This is a genomic window from Mesorhizobium sp. WSM4847 (genome assembly GCF_055811335.1).
Window position 1 is genome coordinate 35,057 of sequence record NZ_JBVVPY010000030.1, and the last position, 15,077, is coordinate 50,133.

The window sequence follows — 15,077 nt, forward strand, 5'->3', positions numbered from 1 at the left end:
GCGTCAGACCAACCTTAAGAGAGGCCGTTCAGGGAGGGTCCGGGCATCCGCTCCAGAAGAACGATACTGGAGATAGCGGAATGTCCGCCATGCATCCGGCACAAGCGGCACGATCGATGCCGCCACGAAACCAGAGGCACGAGGTCTAGGCCCTGTCCGGTCGCCGCTCAAACGGCCGCACATGATCCCGCCACGCCGCCAAAGGTTCAGGCGATGAGAGCAGTCTTGATGACGACGATTAACCCCGCAAAAGTGGCCGCCCACCTGGTTCCGGCGGTCTGATAGGCTCGGGGGCCGAATTGCTGCGCGCTTACGTCGTGACGGTCCGACGCGTGCGCCTTCGATCATGCACAATGGGGCGACGAGCTTGCTGGCCACCGCGGTGATCATGACTTCCTGAAGCACCGCGCCGCACCCATAACCGCAATGAATCGGTCGAGCCGGTTGGATTCAAAGAACTCGTTGGACGCCGCTTCCAAGCCAAGTGAGACTGCGGCCATGGGAAACGAAGAGGCAGGGCCCGTTCATCTTCGACGCATCGACCCATCGCAGAACATGCGGCGGTTTTATATGGTTGCGATCCAACCGACTTTGTTCGGCGGAGCATCCGTCATTCGCAACTGGGGCCGCATCGGGACCAGCGGCCAGTCGATGATGGAAACCTTCGATAGCGAAGACAGTGCGGCCACCGCGTCAATGAAGCTTCAGCGTGCCAAGCGCCGGCGCGGATATCGCGACTGTGATCCGGACTAGCGGCTGGCGACATCGCGCAAAGGTCGCAGGCCCGAAAGGCCAACTCGATGCCTCGGCGGCCAGCCGATCGCCATAAGCACTGTCATCCCTGTTTTCCGGAATTACCGGCGATGATGGAGATTCTTCCGCTCTTGTCCGCGATCGGTGAAAATCTGAACGGAATGCCCCCAAGCTTAACTACAACCCAACCTGTCCCTACGCGCGCCGCTTTTTGCAGGCGGCGATCCACTGCATGGCGGAGATTGGATCTTCTAGGATGGCGACCTGCCTGGCGAAATCGATAAAAGCATGGTGTGCGGCGCTTGACGGTTTGTGCCCATCCTCTGCGTCATAGCAGGCCTGAACGGCGGTCTGGTGGATCAGATCTCTTGCTCCTCGGGCCAGTCGCTGAGGAAATCGATGGCGTCCGCGAGGCTCGCAATCTCTTGCACGATATAGGTCGCACGCTTCACGAAAATGGGGCTGCCGAACTCCTCCGCATCCATGCGCTCCTCCCAGTTCACGAACCACCGCTTTGGACGAGCATTCCGCCCGGCAACCATCGCAAATGTGCTGTCCGGACCGAGACGGTTCAAGGGGCGCGATGGAAGATTTCTCGTTGGCGCAGGTGCCTGGGGGACGGTGGCAGGATCAGGGCATCAAACGTGCGTAGCAGAATGTTGCGGGGGGCAGGCAACAGCGAGGAACATCGAGAATCCGATAGCCCGCGTCCGCTTGCCGTCTCGGCGAGACGGCGAGGAGCAGCACCCCCGAAAGGCGGCGCTTGGTGCTCCTTCCGCCTGCCGACGTTCGCTTGGGAACGGCCGAAGGCCCCGCCGTGCGGCGGAGCCCTCGTCGAGGCGATCAGTCCCGGTTGGGGCGAGACCAGATCAGCTGCAGGCCTTCCTCGCCTTCCACCTCGATCAAGGTGGCGTAGATCGGCGCGGGGAAGCTCGGGTCGTCCAGTTTGACCGAGAGGTAGTCGCGGCCCTCGCTGGAGACCTTCTGCCAGGCGGCTCCCAGTTCGACGCTACCCGAGTAGACGCGGAAATGAGGGCCCTTCTCGGAAGGATTCTCGACGCGGATCAGCTTGGCCTTGACGTTGAGGTTGAGGGTCTTGATGGCGCCGGAAAAGCCGGCGTTGCCGTTTGAGGTAAAGGTGCCGATGGTAGCCATGATGTCGTCTCCGTGAGTTTCTCGGGCCGCGACCACCGCGACCTCGATAGCGGTCGACAGACCGGAGGCGATCGGCCCGCACCCGCCGGGGTCCCCGTTGCGCGTGCGCAATGGGGTGGTCCTTAGGGCCGGAACGACAGTGAAGGGCAGCCAGGACGAGGCTTTCTTGTTCCGCGCGGAATGATGGCGAAGCCAGCAGGGGAAGAAAGTCGCGACCGGCTGTTGCGGGCTTGAGAACGAGGCGCAGCGTAGCGAAGACGGCCTTCGGTCAGACCAGCCCTATCGAGGACGCAGGTGGTGCGCCCTTCCATGAAACCGCCGGCCAGACGACCAAGCGAACGCTAGCGGCACGATCACCGCAACCGCAGCCACGGTGAGGCGCCATCAAGCCCGGCCGTCCCCGTGACGCATCATCATGGCAGAACGACCGACAACCACAGCCGGAAAGGGACGCACCCGCCCCATCACTTCGGTCGGTTGACGACCGGCCGACTGCCGAAACTCCGAGGGTCCGGCGCCTGCCGCTTAAGGATGGATGGCCGCGAACACGGTTGCGGAAATACCTATCCCGAGCGGGACGTCGGCAGGGGCCGGCTGATCTGGCTCGGCCCGCTGGGATACTACCCGAACTGACCGGGTGCCAATGGCGGATACTCGGCCGCCTGCAAGATAGGATGGCTCTGCGCCACCCCCGACATGGATCGGAGAATGCAGCATCATGCAGCCTCCGCGCTGTGCGTCGCATTCGGCTGGAGATCATGCAGATAGTTGACCGCACGCTGGGCATGGGCCGCCGCGGCAAAGATGAATCGCTTCTCGTTTCTGAGAATCTCAAGCCAGCTTGCCAGGTAGCTGGCATGATCCGGCCGCGGCTCGAGCTCTGGCACGATGCCGAGGTCAGCTGCTAGAAAACAGCCGCCGAGGTCTGCCACGAGCTCTTCGTGGGCCCGGAACTCGCGATCCTTGTGGTAACGGGAGAGGTTGCGATCAAGCCGCCTTTCCGAGCCGACCCAATGGGTCATTTCGTGTCCGAGGGTCGCATAGTAGCTGGGCCCGTCGCGGAAACTCTCGAACGGCGGCATTTGCACAATATCGAGAGCCGGATTGAAATACGCCTTGTCGCCACCGTGGCGGATGACGGCTCCGGTATTTGCGAAGAAGGCATCCGCATGTTCGATCCCTTCCACCGGATCTGACTCCGGCGCGGGATTGCCGTAATACTGCGCGGGGAGGCCTTCGATCTGGTCGGCGCAAAACACCGTATAGGCCTTGAGGAACGGAATCCCGCGCTCGACCTCTTCGCCATGGGCATCGGTTTCGGTGCGTGTGATACGGCTGGCATAGACAATCATTGAGCCGGTCTCGCCTTTGCGGACATGACCGCCCAGCTCGACGCTCTGCTTGAACGTCATCCAGGTCGGGGAAACAAAACCCTTCGAAACCGCCTCCGACCAGAGAAGCAGGGTATTGATCCCCTGATATGGCAATCCATTGTGGCGCAACGGGCGCGTGATACGCCCCGTGGTGTTCGCCGCGCTCCACGGCTTCACCCACGGCCGCACGCCCTTTTCCAGCTCCGCGACGATGCGGTCGGTGATCTTCGCGTAGATATCGACGCGGGTTTTGTTGCTCTTCCTGTCCATTTTCCGGACCTCCATTCAAGGCCGCGCCAATCGCGGCCGTCACGGAGGTCCGACAGCGCAGGACCGCAGGTCCGCGAACCCGCAGAAGAGCAATCGGAAGGAAGGGATACGTCGCCTGAGGGCCGCAACGTTAGTGGAGGACGGCGAAGCCGTTTAGCGGAACGAGGACCGGAGCAGGACCAAGATTCGTGACGACCGCGGTTGGCGCGGCCGTACGAAGTGGTGTTCCTGCTTTTCTCATCTATTGCTTAGGAGAACCACCGTTGAGCACCGGCTTCGATGCATCAGTCGTCGACCAGCCAGTCAGGCAACGGTCACCAGACCCGTCTGCCGGATCTCCTCCATCAGCACCCCGCGAGCAGCACGAATTTCAAGCGCAAATTTTGGAGGTGGGAGGGATGCTCGCCGTTCCTGCATAGCTGCATTGCACAAAATGTGTTTGCGCATCGCACAGCCTTTAGCCATTAAGGCTAAAGCTGATAGACGCGATGGTTTCCTCCCAGTTGCATCGCAATCGGCTGTTCCCCTCTGGAGGTTTTGACCTTCACACCTAAAGGGCCCTCGGTTTTCCGATGGCCCTATTTTTTTGGTGGTGCAACGTCATCGTTCGTCACTGTGCGGAACGCGGCGTGATCGCCGCTTCAACCATCAGAGGCTTTGGGTGTCATTTCTGCCTGACTGTATAGACCCCTCCCGACAAAAGTCTGACCTTTGCCAGCCGTCTGCGGGCAAGCGTTCGCGCCAAAAGTTCAAAGCCGCGTCCGTAACATTCAACAATGAAAGACAGCGTCATCAGATCGAGCAGAAAGTCGTCGATCGCATGTGTGAGCGCATCAGACCCTTGTTCGAATTGAAGTAGCAAGGCGCGCGCCTCTTCGATCGCGGCCCGGCAATCGTGGGCGTCTATCAGTGCGTCAAGCCTGTCAAGGATCTGCAAGCGCCCTCACTCCCCCAAGGCCACACTCAGCGCGTCGAACGCCGCTGGTGAGTGAGTCTTCAACGAAAGAACATGGTCGCGTCTCGCCAAAAGGCATCGCTCATCAAAGTGCTCGTTGATGAAGCATGCCGCGTCAAACGACAAGCAAGAATCCGGGCTCCGCCCAGATGAAGTCTTCCAAGGCGAGTCGAGCCGGCTCGGGTCTGCGTCTCGGCCGAAAAATGCTGCTCAGAGGAACTGTGGCCGCATTCGTCGGAGACAAAAGAGTTTCTCTCAGTTTTGCCAGCCGCCACGGTTCAGTCGAGATTACATGCGAGACGGCCGATAACGGAAAGCAAAGGCTCGCAAAAAATGAGTAGAGTGGCTGGATCAGTTGAAGATTTGGCTGCACCAAAGACGTTTGCGCCCCTCCTGCAGCCGACCTTTCGTTCGATCTGGCTCGCCACCCAGGTCTCTTCTCTCGGCTGGTTGATGCAGACCGTCGCCATCAGCTGGCTGATGGCAACGATCTCGACTTCCGATCTGATGGTTGCGCTGGTCCAGGCGTCATCGAACCTGCCCGCTTTCATTTTGTCCGTGTTCGCCGGGGCTCTCGCCGACAATTTCAGCCGTCGCAGGGTCATGTTCGCCGGCCGGTGCCTGATGGTGATAGGATCTGCGATGCTGACCGCTGTTGTGGCGCTGGGCTTTGTCAGTCCGTGGATGATCCTCGGCTTCAGCTTCCTGATCGCATGCGGGGGTGCTGTTCACGATCCCGCCTGGCAGGCCTCGGTTGGCGATATCGTCGACCGCCGCGATGTCCCGGCTGCCGTGACCCTGCTCTCCGTCGGCTTCAACACGGTCCGGACCGTGGGCCCGGCGCTCGGCGGCATCGTGGTTGCCTCGTTTGGGCTTTTGGCAGCTTTTACCGTGACCACCCTCACTTATCTGGTCCCTTTGGGCACGATATGGCGCTGCAAGTGGAAGGTTCGCTCTTCGCCTCTCCCGCGCGAGTCGATGAGGACGGCGATCTATGACGGGCTGCGCTTCACGGCGATGTCTTCGGAAATCAAGGCCGCGATCGCGCGCGGAACCCTCTTTGGCCTGGCAAGCATCGCCATTCTCGCACTCCTGCCGCTGGTTGTCCGCGATCATCTGGGAGGCGGACCGCTCGCCTATGGCACGCTCATGGCAGGCTTCGGGACGGGCGCCGTCTTCGCCGGCATCTCCAACGGCACATTCAGACGGAGCTTGTCGCAAGAACGTCTGATGAAGCTCGCGTGCGTCGCCTGCGCGGCCTGCTCCCTCTCCCTTGCACTGACCTCTTCGATTGCGGTGGCCGCACTTGCGCTCGCCTTGGGCGGCGCCGGCTGGGTCACCGCCTGGTCCGGGGTTGGCGTGAGCGTGCAGCTGGCGAGCCCGCGCTGGGTCGTGGGGCGCACGATTTCGATCTACTATGCATTGATAGATGGCGGCATCGCGGCCGGCAGCTGGGTATGGGGCACGGTCTCCCAAAGCCATTCCCTGACGTGGGCGCTGGAGGGTTCCGCTGGAGCGCTGCTGCTCGTCGCCGCAGCTGGCGTGCTGTTTCCTTTGCGCGAGCGCCGCGAGTCCGAGCCCGATCCTTTGGAGGAATTCGACGCCCCAGCTGTCGCTCTCAATTTGAAGCCGAGAAGCGGTCCTATCGTGGTCAAGGTCGAATATCTGATAGCCGAGAGAAATGTCGAGGCCTTCCTCGAGCTCATGCGGCAGCGCAGGCATATCCACCGCCGCGTCGGTGCTCGGAACTGGACGCTTCAGCGCAACCTGCAGAAGCCCATGCAATGGACAGAGTCATTCCGCACGCCGACCTGGACGGACTACCTTCGCCTCAACCATCGTCTCACGGAAGTAGACAAGGAACTGGACGAGCGTGTCTCCCAGTTGCAGGCGGGAGAGGCAGAGCGTCAAATGACGCTTTCGATTGAGCGGCCGACCAGCCCGCCTCGTAAACGCGCAATCCTCCCACTTCCCCGTCATTGAAGCCTGACCGTCACGTCTAGGCACCAGCGATTGCTAATGTTGGTACTGCTAATGGTCGTGGCGAACGCGGAACAACCACCGGGATTCGATGGTCAGCGGCGCAGATGTACAACAGGCTGTCTCGCGCGAGTGGGTACGCAATATCCTGTGTCCGCGACAGAAGCCAAAGACCAGTTTCATCCGGTCAGGACCTGGCTTCTACAGCGTGCCGGAAGCGGACACCATGAGGGTGCTGGCTTGATGTGGAAAATGCGTGGGGGCGGGTGGACGACGGCGCGCGATGGGCTTAGACGACGTTCGCAATCCCCCAAGTCCGCCGAGAGCACTATGAAGCAGCAGCGACCCTTTGTCGTCGAGATCAGACAGAAGCGTGGCCTCGTAAAGCGGCCAGAGTCGATCTGGGCCGGCATCGACCTGGCAGCCATCGCGAACGATGTCGCGAAAGCGAACACGAAAGGTGCGGTCGCTGAGGCGACGCGGCAGCCGATTGGTCCTGGCGAAAATCTTTCCCAGCCCGTGTTCACCACCTCTGAAGAAGTATCCCAGGCCAAGGAGATGACCATGCCCGACGCATCGCCTCCTGAGCCGCCAACGATCGAGAAAGCGCCGGTTCCGGATGCATCGCACGCACCGACTGGAGACCGACGAACTCGCCGCAAGAAGCGGTGGCAGAAAGATGTTCCTCTGCCGCGCGGTGAACGATGGAAGCGGCGCCTGCCGTGGGCGCTGCGCCAGAGCCGGGCCGAGCGGTAGGCTGACTGTTCAACGGGCCAGAAGGAGAATAAAAGCGCGTGGCTGCGGCCCACTCACTGGCGTACCGCTCGCTCAAGACGATCCGTAAGCGCCATGATGATAGATCAGAGCCGGACCCGGCTCTCCGCTGATCACATTCCGGACGCTGCCGAGGACGAGCGCGTGGCTGTGGCGCACAATCGTGTCCTCGACTGTGCAATCGACCGCGGCGAGCGCGTCTTCAAGTGCCAGTGCGCCGGTCGCCAGAGCAGACCAACTGGCTCCTTCGTAACGAGCCGAACCCTTCAGGCCACCGCGTCCGGCGAACCGTTCGGCGATCGCCATCTGGTCGGCTCGAAGCACGTTGACGCAGAAATGCCGATGCTGGTTAATGGCTGCCCACGTTGACGAGTTCATGTTTATGCTGACCACCATCACCTCGGGTTCGACGGACAAGGAATGGGCGGTGGTAACCGTTGCGCCAATCCGTCCGTCGGCAACCCCTGCGGTAACCACGGACACGGCTCCGGCCAGGTGCCGCATGGCAGCTTTCAGAGAGACACCGGTTTCAATGAGGGGAACGCGTTCGATCAGTGTCATCTGGATAGCTCCTGCTAATTACACCTTTACGATACCTTACGAGGCGACGCCGCCTGGTATCCTAGCCATCGGTGAATTTCCTCGGCGATGCGTTCGGCATGCGCGGTGACCTCGGGAATCCCCATCAATTCGCCGACGCTGCCGGTTGGTGCGGACGAGGGGCAAACGCCTTCCGGAAAAGAGCTTTCCCTCCCACGCGTATCTTCCACAGGTAGGCAGCCGCACCCCGTGCGCCATCCGGCAGGACACAGCTACCATAGCGAGGCAATCCCGGTTGAAGAGGCATCGTTTGACTCGGAGATGTTCCTCTGGGGCATCGACCTCTTCATCATGGCTATTACTCGGAAGCCCATGAGTCTTGGGAAGATCTGTGGCGCTCAAGCCATCGGCTTTCGGAAAGACCGGCGACGCTTCGTCTCAACGACTATTCCAGCCGTATTCTTCGCGTTGAACACGGCCGTTTGCTTCGGCTTAGGTTGGGGCGGGGCATCAGGCGCCCTTGGCTCCGGCGTTTTCTTGGTCTCTTCCTTGTTCTTGCGGGCGCACAGCAAAGCCTTGGCGCTCGCCGCCTCCGCATCCGATACCTCGCCGGCCGGCTCGCCATCAAGATCGACCCGCACAGCGCCAGCATTCAGTCTCGCCAAGTACCTGGGCATGCTGGTATAGGCGCGCAGGGCTCTCCTCAATTCATCATCTGACAGTTCGCCGTCCAGCACGCGAATGTCATGATGGATGCCGATCCTAAGCGGCTTGGGCGCTTTCGGATCGAACGCCGCAGGCCACTTTGCCGATAGACGCCGGAAAAGCTGTGCGGGCGATTTCCCTCGGCCGGGGGTCGTCATGATCAAGCCTGGCCCGATTTGTTTTGTTTCCCAGTTCGGACCCTCCGTAGCACCCATATATGCAATGATTGTGGACGCCTCAAAAAATGGGGATTCGTCCGGCAGGGGCAAAGCGCATCCTAGCTTCTAGATGAATACCGTTGCCCTCCCAATCTCCTCGCGACTTCTGAGGAACGGAAACGATCAATCGGACGACCAACCTTCCGAACGGGCAAGAACTGTCGGTCATGACGTTTGGCAAAGGACGGCTGCGCCGAGTAATCGGCGGCAACTTGGCATGGGAAGAGAAGTCAATTCCAATCAAGAAGCCAGCCGCGAAACGCTAGGCTAACGCCTAAGGTCTGGAGCTCGCCTTCTGCTCAACGCCATCACAAGGACGGCGTTGAGCAGCGTAACGAACCTTACATCCTGATGTTGCCAAGCCGTCCTGAACGTGTCGATCTAGTACTCGATCAGCGTATGAACGAAAAAAGGTTGCAGCTTCGACACGCCGCCGCTCAAAAAGTTCCATGTTCGCCTTTGGCAACGGCTGGCTTGGTCATGCGTACGGCGGCGGCTATTGCAACCGATCGCTCTGAAGCTGCCCGCAGCCGCTCGTCGCTAGCCACCGCGCCCGCGCCAGGTGGGATGTCCAAGCCCGACGTGCCCGTTCCGGCTGGCGCTCTGCGTCAATGTTCAAGATGGCTCGTGCCACCTTGTGCCAGTCGAGGCCCATCGCCTCCGACATCAGCAGGACGGCGTAAGTCTGAAAGTGCGCCACGTCGTAAGGCGTGACCTCGGCCAACTCGGGTGTTTCATTATCGATCCAGGACTCCTCCTCCTTTGGGGGCGGGCGCGCGAGCACCTTCCCTCACAGCTCAGCCCAGTGAATCCGCCCCGTGCGCGCCTCACCCGGAGCCGGAAGAATTATGACATCTTCCCTGTGCAGGAAGAACCGACGCGCGAAGAACTCAAGATTTGGGTATCGCTCCCTTCCTGTGTAGCGCTCTGCCGATAGCGCAGCCTGTCGGGGCAGAAGGCAAGGAAGATAGCCCGCAAGTGTCGGAGAAGCTGCGGCTTCCAGGATTGGCGCTCGCACGGTTGCTGAGGCCGGTTTACCCTATCGAACACTATGCCGACCGAGGAAGATCGGGCGAAGCGGAAGCTCCGCCCGGTGGCAGTTAGCCGAGCGCCGCCATCTGAAGGTCGGCCGCCTGCCGGTTGACTGTCTGGCCAGGGTTCTCAACCTGGCGTTCGTAAGGCTTCCAGCTTTCACCAACGATGTGCTCGTAGGCGGCGACGGCGCCCTCGGCCGCCATGCGCAACGCGTGGGCTTGGAGGCCCATGTCGGCGGCGAACTCGCGCTTGCGCTGGGCCTTGCTGTCGAAGCCGACTGGACCGTCGAGGTCCTCGTCGCGGGTGTCATTGGCGAGCCTGGCTGTGGCGTCCTTGGCCTCGGTGACGGCTTTCGAGTAGAACTGGCCTGCTCCATAGGCGGAGCCGACATGGGACCCGACGATCCTCTGCAAATGGATCTGCATCGCCTTGTCGGAGAGTCCCTCGGAAAGCGTGTCGGCGCTTTCGATCAGGCTGCGCTCATGGAATTCACGGATGCCGTCGCTGTCGAGGACGGGAAGGCCGAAGCTTTCAGAGATGAGCGTGGCCTGGTGGCCGTCCGGGCAGCAGAGCCGGACCATTTCGAGGGTCGTGCCCTTGCGGAGCTGGACGACGCGGGCCTTGGTCCTGGTGGAGCGGGTTGAACTGGACATTGAGCTTTCCTTTCTAGCGATGCCCTTCAGGTGATCCGGCCCTTGCCGGTCTTCCCTGCGGGTGCGGTCGAAAGGAACCGGCGGAAGCTGGACGCTTCAGGGTCCGGAACCAGCCAGGCGAGCGAGGTCGGCTTGCGGAAAAGCGGGGGCCAGTCCTTCACTGGTCCCTGCGCACGACGCGGGCCTGCCTTGCCGAGATCGGCGGGTTCCGGCCGCTCCGCGGCGCGATAGCGGCCTTGAAGGGACCAGCCGCCGGTTCAGACCGCAGCAAACCCGCCGGAAAGACCGGCAAGGGATGAATTCGGACATTGGCATGCGGGAGGAAATCAACTGTTTGATTCCCGCCGCCACACGATCCGCCTGCCCGCCAGGCTGCGCGAGGACGGCGTTTGAACTTCGGCTGCTGCCGGAATCGGAAAAAGTGCGCCGGTCCGCCGCTGCGGATCAGATCTTTGGCCTGCTCCCACGTCGAACTGACAACGCACCTGTATTCAATCCCGCGGCAATGACAGATCAGAACGACGACTACGTCTATGACGACGCGACAGGGGAATGGCGACCAGCGTCGGAGATGGCTGCCATTGCAGCTACTGCCGGAAGCACCGAAGTGCGCGATGCCGCCGGCAAGGTGCTGGCCGACGGCGACTCCGTCGCCCTCGTCAAGGACCTCGAGGTCAAAGGCGCTGGGCAGAGCCTGAAGCAGGCACGGTGATCAAGTCGATCCGCCTCACCGACAATCCCGACGAAATCGACTGCCGGCATGATGTGATCAAGGGGCTGGTGTTGCGAACCGAATTCGTACGCAGGCGCTGAGCAGACACCAGTATCAGGCGCGCAGCAGGTCCGGCGGGATTCTGTCACGCAGTGCTGCGATCGCAGCGTCCTGCCTTGCCAGTTTGCGAGATAGCGCATCGATCTCGTGCTGCCTTTCCTGTGTGATCGCGGCAAGGTTCGATCGATACCGTTCCAGAAAGGTCCTGGCATCGGCAGGTTTTAGGCGCCGGTGGCCGGTATGCTGGGGCTTGAGCCGCGGAATAATTGCCGTCATCCGCCTTATGATCTGCCGGTCGATCATATCAAGCTGGCGCTGTGTCTGGCGCCGTGCCTCTTCCATGCGAAAGAGTTGCGCGCGGCGATCGGGGACAGACATTATGTGTCCCTCCCCTGCCAATCCATGAAGCTCGGTGGCCCGCCATAGACACGATGGCGCGCAACATCGATGACGAATCCAAAGCGGCCGGCATGGTATTCGTCGGTCGGAACGAGAAAGCGACGGTCCTCCGTGCCCGGTCCACGCTTGCCGCCGGGGGTCGCGATAACCTCGGTGAAGCCCGCCTGGTTCTCGGAACGGATCGCCGACACCACGACCCAGTCATCGGTGTGCTTCTCGAAAAATGCCCGCTCGTCCTTTTTCGCAGATAGGCCGGGTTCGAGCACCCTCCCGTGGATCGCCTCCCAGGCGTCCGGATACCAGTCGCGGATCGTCTTTTCCGCACAAGCCTTCTCGAAGTCCGTGAAGAGCTGCGGGAAGGCTTGGGCGACGGCCGCCCAATGGCAGTCCTCTTCATACCAGCCGCCATCGGCACGGAGCATGTCATGGACTTTGCGATTTCGCTCCGCCGACAGATGGAACCCGCCATGGCCTGCCGTTGAGTGAGCCACGACGCCCTCGGCATAGACAGTCGCTCCCTGCGACGTTCCCCATGGCGTGTGGGCGCGGGAGTGGATCTCGCGACGGCCGAGAGCTGAGCGCTGCTGCTGGTGGAGAGCGTTCTCCTCGACATGCGCGCGAAACGCCGCCTCGTCGGCAAGCTCGCCCGCATGGCCGTAGAAATCGCTGCGCGTCCATTCGGCCATGGGCCGGCGGATACGCCAGCCCGTGACAAGATAGTGCCGGCCGTTCCGGGCCGGAACCATGGCGAATGCCGTTTCACTGACAAGCGCAACGGGATAGCTGTCGGCGCTGCGGCCAAAACAAACCCCCGGATAACCAGAGGCCTCGTCGTCTCGTATCCGGGGACTGGCCGCGCTCATGCCGCCGCCCTCCCCTCGACCGTATCCGCGGCCCACGGCATCGGCCGTGATCTCTTGCAGAACGGCTCGCGGAAAGCCGTGCTGCGTCAGCCATTCCTCGGCATCCGCACGATGGCTGGCGAGATAGACCAGTTCGGCGTCTTCGCCGTCGCGGTCGAGCACCAGAACCGAGCCGATAGCGGGCCGCTCCTTGACCGCGAAGTTGAGATCGCTGTTCACCGAAAAGCTTTGGTGAACGCGCAGGACGATGGTGCCCTGACTGCCATAGTCACCCTTATGCAAGGTAATGGACGCCGGCAACGTGGTGTTGCCGACGCGAATTTCCCAGGCGGCGAGCTTGTAGCGATGTCGTTCGGGCGGGCGTGGTGTTCCATCGCGATAAGTTACGATCGAACCGAGTGGAACAAGGTCATAGATCAATTGAGCCGACATGATGGGTCTCCGGTGTTTAGGGTGAAAACGAAACCGCCGCCGGTGAGGTCACCGGCGGCGGTAATGCGATCGGAAGGAAGAAGGCGCGCGCTGCTACTCGGCGGCCTCGCGGAAGCCTTCAGCGTCATCGTCGCCGGCACAGCCGTGCGGCGACTCGACGAGCGCATCGCCGTCGAGCTCGTCCGGCGTGCCGTCGTCCTCAGGCTGTTGCCTGGCCTCGTTCATCTTCAGCCAGGAGGTCAGCTTTTCCGGGGCGGGCGCAAACAGCGCCGACGGGTGGACGAAGCGGCCCTCCTTGAAATGCTCGACCAGGGCCGCACGGGTGTCCTTGACCTTCTGACGGGGCAGGACGGATGTATCGGCGCAGGCGGCTTCCAATGCCTGCCGCGACAGGCATGACAGGAAGTCCTCCGTCCCCATGTTGGCTAAGAAGTTGTCGGCGGCGATGACGTCGCCGGCGACACGGGCGACAACGCCGCTGTCCGAGCGATTCTCCCTGCAGGACAGAACGTCGATCAGCAAGGACCGCACGGCAATGCGCAGCGTGTCCATGTCGAACGCGAGCCTGCCCTCCTGGTCGAACAGGCGCGTGGCATGTTCGCCGAGGCCTGCGGCCCCGTAACAGGAGATGTCGCGGGCACCAGATGCCACTGTGACATTCTGGCCGGCGAAGGCGAGTACGAGCAGCGCCATCAGCGTGTCGTCCCCGATCGGTGCGCGCGACAGCGCCTCGTGCAGCGCGTCGGTACGCAGATCGCCGATCATCTCTATGCCTTTGCGCGTCACGTCCGGACGCGGCTTTGCCGCAATGACGATATCATCGCCATCGGCCTCAACATCAGCGCCATTCTTGCCCTTGGGCTTTTTGGCCGCCGGCATGCGGTACGCGAGCGACTGCACCTTGCCGTCGCGGTCGAGATACATGGCGGTGTGATCGGACTTCGACGGCTTGCCGTACACACGCTCGGCCTTGGGCGGCAGCTTCGGCTCGCCCCACTGACCGGCTTCCACGATCACGCCGCGCTTGGGCAGAGTGTTTGCCATCCACTCCTGCTGCGCGCCAAGGAAGGCCTCGACATCGGTCGTATAGCGGCTGTCCGCATCGGCCGGCGCGAACAGGTCCTCGACCCAGGCAATGCCGTAGGCGTGAGCGAGATCGTCACCAAAGCTGGCGTCGCGCGCGTGCATGCGGCGCTTCGTCAGGCCCTGCGCCACGCTCCACCACGACACCTGAGGATCGGCCTTGGACGGCTTGTGCTTCTTCCAGATCTCCTTCTGCTCATCAAGCGAAGCCGATGCGATGGTGCGCAACTGCTGCTCGTTGGGCATGTCGCCCTTGGCCATCTGGTCCAACATGGCCGGCAGAACGTTGGCGAGCAGGCGCAGCTTCCTGATCTGGCGGACGGGAAGCGCTAAAGCGAGGGCGATCGCTTCCTCGGTCCAGCCGAGCGCGACCAGCCGTTCGATCGCGCGCCATTGGTCGACAGGATTGAGCTGCTCATGCGCCAGCGTCTCGGCCAGCGACCGCATTGCACCACCATCCTCGGCGCGATCGATCACCAGCACGGCGATCTCTTCCAAACCCGCGGCAATCGCCTGCCTCACACGACGATGTCCGGCATCGATGACATAGCCGTTGCCGCCATCCGCTTCCGGCGCCACGACAGGTGGCTGCACGATGCCGACGGCGCGAATGGTAGCCAGCAGCAGCGCGTCGGCCTGCGGGCTGGACTTCGAGCGTCGCGCCTTGTCAGGGTTGTCCTTCAGCGCACGCGGATCGACAAACTTCAGTTCCATGGAGATGCTCCTTCAAGGGGTTTGCGGACACCGCCGTTCGCGGGTCCTTCCTCGTCTTCTTCCCGAAGACATCCCCGGCCCGCGGAGCGGACGGGCAGGTGCAACTGCGGCCGAGCATCCCTGCCGGGCAGATCAAGCGGGGCTCTTGAGCCCTGCGCAGAGCGATCGGCCGGGATCGCGAGCGGCGCGGTTGAGCCCCAGCGTCAGCGGCCCGCCCGATCTGCGAGCGAGCTCTATTCTTCCTCCGTTTTCCTTGCTCCCTTCCTGCGACGTGGATCCAGAACCGAACGATCCGAGACGGGACTCCGCCACGATTTGTATCGCGGCTTGACCGGATATCGGCGCGCCTCCTGTATCGTCTGCACCCGAGCCACCTTGAACCTTTGCCGCCGGTCAGTGCCTG

Annotated in this window: 15 protein-coding genes and 2 pseudogenes; 4 read left to right on the plus strand and 13 right to left on the minus strand. The window is 62.1% G+C overall.

Annotated features, from left to right (window positions below; translation table 11 throughout):
• The first annotated feature begins 498 nt into the window (after positions 1-498).
• Complete coding sequence (locus AC0L28_RS30345; RefSeq protein ID WP_473481927.1) at positions 499-753, plus strand: WGR domain-containing protein; 255 nt, start codon at positions 499-501, stop codon at positions 751-753.
• A 195-nt stretch (positions 754-948) separates the two neighbouring features.
• On the opposite strand, the gene AC0L28_RS30350 is transcribed toward AC0L28_RS30345, so the two are convergent.
• The 5 genes from AC0L28_RS30350 to AC0L28_RS30370 form a co-directional block, all read right to left on the minus strand.
• Complete coding sequence (locus AC0L28_RS30350) at positions 949-1,137, minus strand: DUF982 domain-containing protein (protein WP_473481983.1); 189 nt, start codon at positions 1,135-1,137, stop codon at positions 949-951.
• The gene (locus AC0L28_RS30355; RefSeq protein ID WP_473481989.1) at positions 1,113-1,238 is read right to left on the minus strand and encodes a hypothetical protein; all 126 of its coding nucleotides are present in this window, start codon (positions 1,236-1,238) and stop codon (positions 1,113-1,115) included. The genes AC0L28_RS30350 and AC0L28_RS30355 overlap by 25 nt, the downstream gene beginning before the upstream one ends.
• A 358-nt stretch (positions 1,239-1,596) precedes the next feature.
• Positions 1,597-1,908, minus strand: a complete 312-nt coding sequence (locus AC0L28_RS30360) for a DUF736 domain-containing protein (protein WP_473481985.1) — start codon at positions 1,906-1,908, stop codon at positions 1,597-1,599.
• A 716-nt stretch (positions 1,909-2,624) separates the two neighbouring features.
• Positions 2,625-3,551, minus strand: coding sequence for an ArdC family protein (locus tag AC0L28_RS30365; RefSeq protein ID WP_473481929.1), 927 nt, complete (start codon positions 3,549-3,551; stop codon positions 2,625-2,627).
• Between the two features lie 664 nt (positions 3,552-4,215).
• A complete protein-coding gene (locus AC0L28_RS30370; RefSeq protein WP_473481931.1) occupies positions 4,216-4,488 on the minus strand; it encodes a hypothetical protein in 273 nt (90 codons plus the stop codon).
• A 351-nt stretch (positions 4,489-4,839) separates the two neighbouring features.
• Here AC0L28_RS30370 and AC0L28_RS30375 point away from each other — a divergent pair, with 351 nt between their 5' ends.
• Positions 4,840-6,489 (plus strand): MFS transporter, encoded by a 1,650-nt coding sequence (locus AC0L28_RS30375; protein ID WP_473481987.1) that lies wholly within the window; start codon positions 4,840-4,842, stop codon positions 6,487-6,489.
• A gap of 327 nt (positions 6,490-6,816) precedes the next feature.
• Positions 6,817-7,242, plus strand: a complete 426-nt coding sequence (locus AC0L28_RS30380; protein WP_473481933.1) for a hypothetical protein — start codon at positions 6,817-6,819, stop codon at positions 7,240-7,242.
• 72 nt (positions 7,243-7,314) lie between these two features.
• Here AC0L28_RS30380 and AC0L28_RS30385 read toward each other — a convergent pair whose 3' ends face one another.
• The 4 genes from AC0L28_RS30385 to AC0L28_RS30400 all read right to left on the minus strand — a co-directional run bounded on the left by AC0L28_RS30385 (position 7,315) and on the right by AC0L28_RS30400 (position 10,572).
• Positions 7,315-7,821 carry a flavin reductase family protein gene (locus AC0L28_RS30385; RefSeq protein WP_473481935.1) on the minus strand — a complete coding sequence of 169 codons (507 nt, stop codon included), beginning with the start codon at positions 7,819-7,821 and terminating at the stop codon, positions 7,315-7,317.
• A gap of 377 nt (positions 7,822-8,198) precedes the next feature.
• The gene (locus AC0L28_RS30390; protein WP_473481937.1) at positions 8,199-8,774 is read right to left on the minus strand and encodes a ProQ/FINO family protein; all 576 of its coding nucleotides are present in this window, start codon (positions 8,772-8,774) and stop codon (positions 8,199-8,201) included.
• Between the two features lie 1,049 nt (positions 8,775-9,823).
• Positions 9,824-10,411: a hypothetical protein gene (locus AC0L28_RS30395; RefSeq protein ID WP_473481939.1), complete on the minus strand. Its 588-nt coding sequence runs from the start codon at positions 10,409-10,411 to the stop codon at positions 9,824-9,826.
• 26 nt (positions 10,412-10,437) lie between these two features.
• Positions 10,438-10,572 carry a hypothetical protein gene (locus AC0L28_RS30400; protein ID WP_287306406.1) on the minus strand — a complete coding sequence of 45 codons (135 nt, stop codon included), beginning with the start codon at positions 10,570-10,572 and terminating at the stop codon, positions 10,438-10,440.
• Between the two features lie 344 nt (positions 10,573-10,916).
• Here AC0L28_RS30400 and AC0L28_RS30405 point away from each other — a divergent pair.
• A pseudogene (locus AC0L28_RS30405) lies at positions 10,917-11,224 on the plus strand (alkylphosphonate utilization protein).
• Between the two features lie 13 nt (positions 11,225-11,237).
• Here the strand turns inward: AC0L28_RS30405 and AC0L28_RS30410 are convergent.
• The 4 genes and pseudogenes from AC0L28_RS30410 to AC0L28_RS30425 all read right to left on the minus strand — a co-directional run bounded on the left by AC0L28_RS30410 (position 11,238) and on the right by AC0L28_RS30425 (position 14,674).
• Positions 11,238-11,561 carry a hypothetical protein gene (locus AC0L28_RS30410; RefSeq protein ID WP_473481940.1) on the minus strand — a complete coding sequence of 108 codons (324 nt, stop codon included), beginning with the start codon at positions 11,559-11,561 and terminating at the stop codon, positions 11,238-11,240.
• Complete coding sequence (locus AC0L28_RS30415; RefSeq protein ID WP_473481942.1) at positions 11,561-12,445, minus strand: DUF7007 domain-containing protein; 885 nt, start codon at positions 12,443-12,445, stop codon at positions 11,561-11,563. The genes AC0L28_RS30410 and AC0L28_RS30415 overlap by 1 nt, the downstream gene beginning before the upstream one ends.
• Positions 12,442-12,877: pseudogene (locus AC0L28_RS30420) on the minus strand (hypothetical protein). The gene AC0L28_RS30415 and the pseudogene AC0L28_RS30420 overlap by 4 nt, the downstream one beginning before the upstream one ends.
• Positions 12,878-12,970: 93 nt before the next feature.
• Positions 12,971-14,674, minus strand: a complete 1,704-nt coding sequence (locus tag AC0L28_RS30425) for a ParB N-terminal domain-containing protein (RefSeq protein WP_473481944.1) — start codon at positions 14,672-14,674, stop codon at positions 12,971-12,973.
• Between the last annotated feature and the right edge of the window lie 403 nt (positions 14,675-15,077).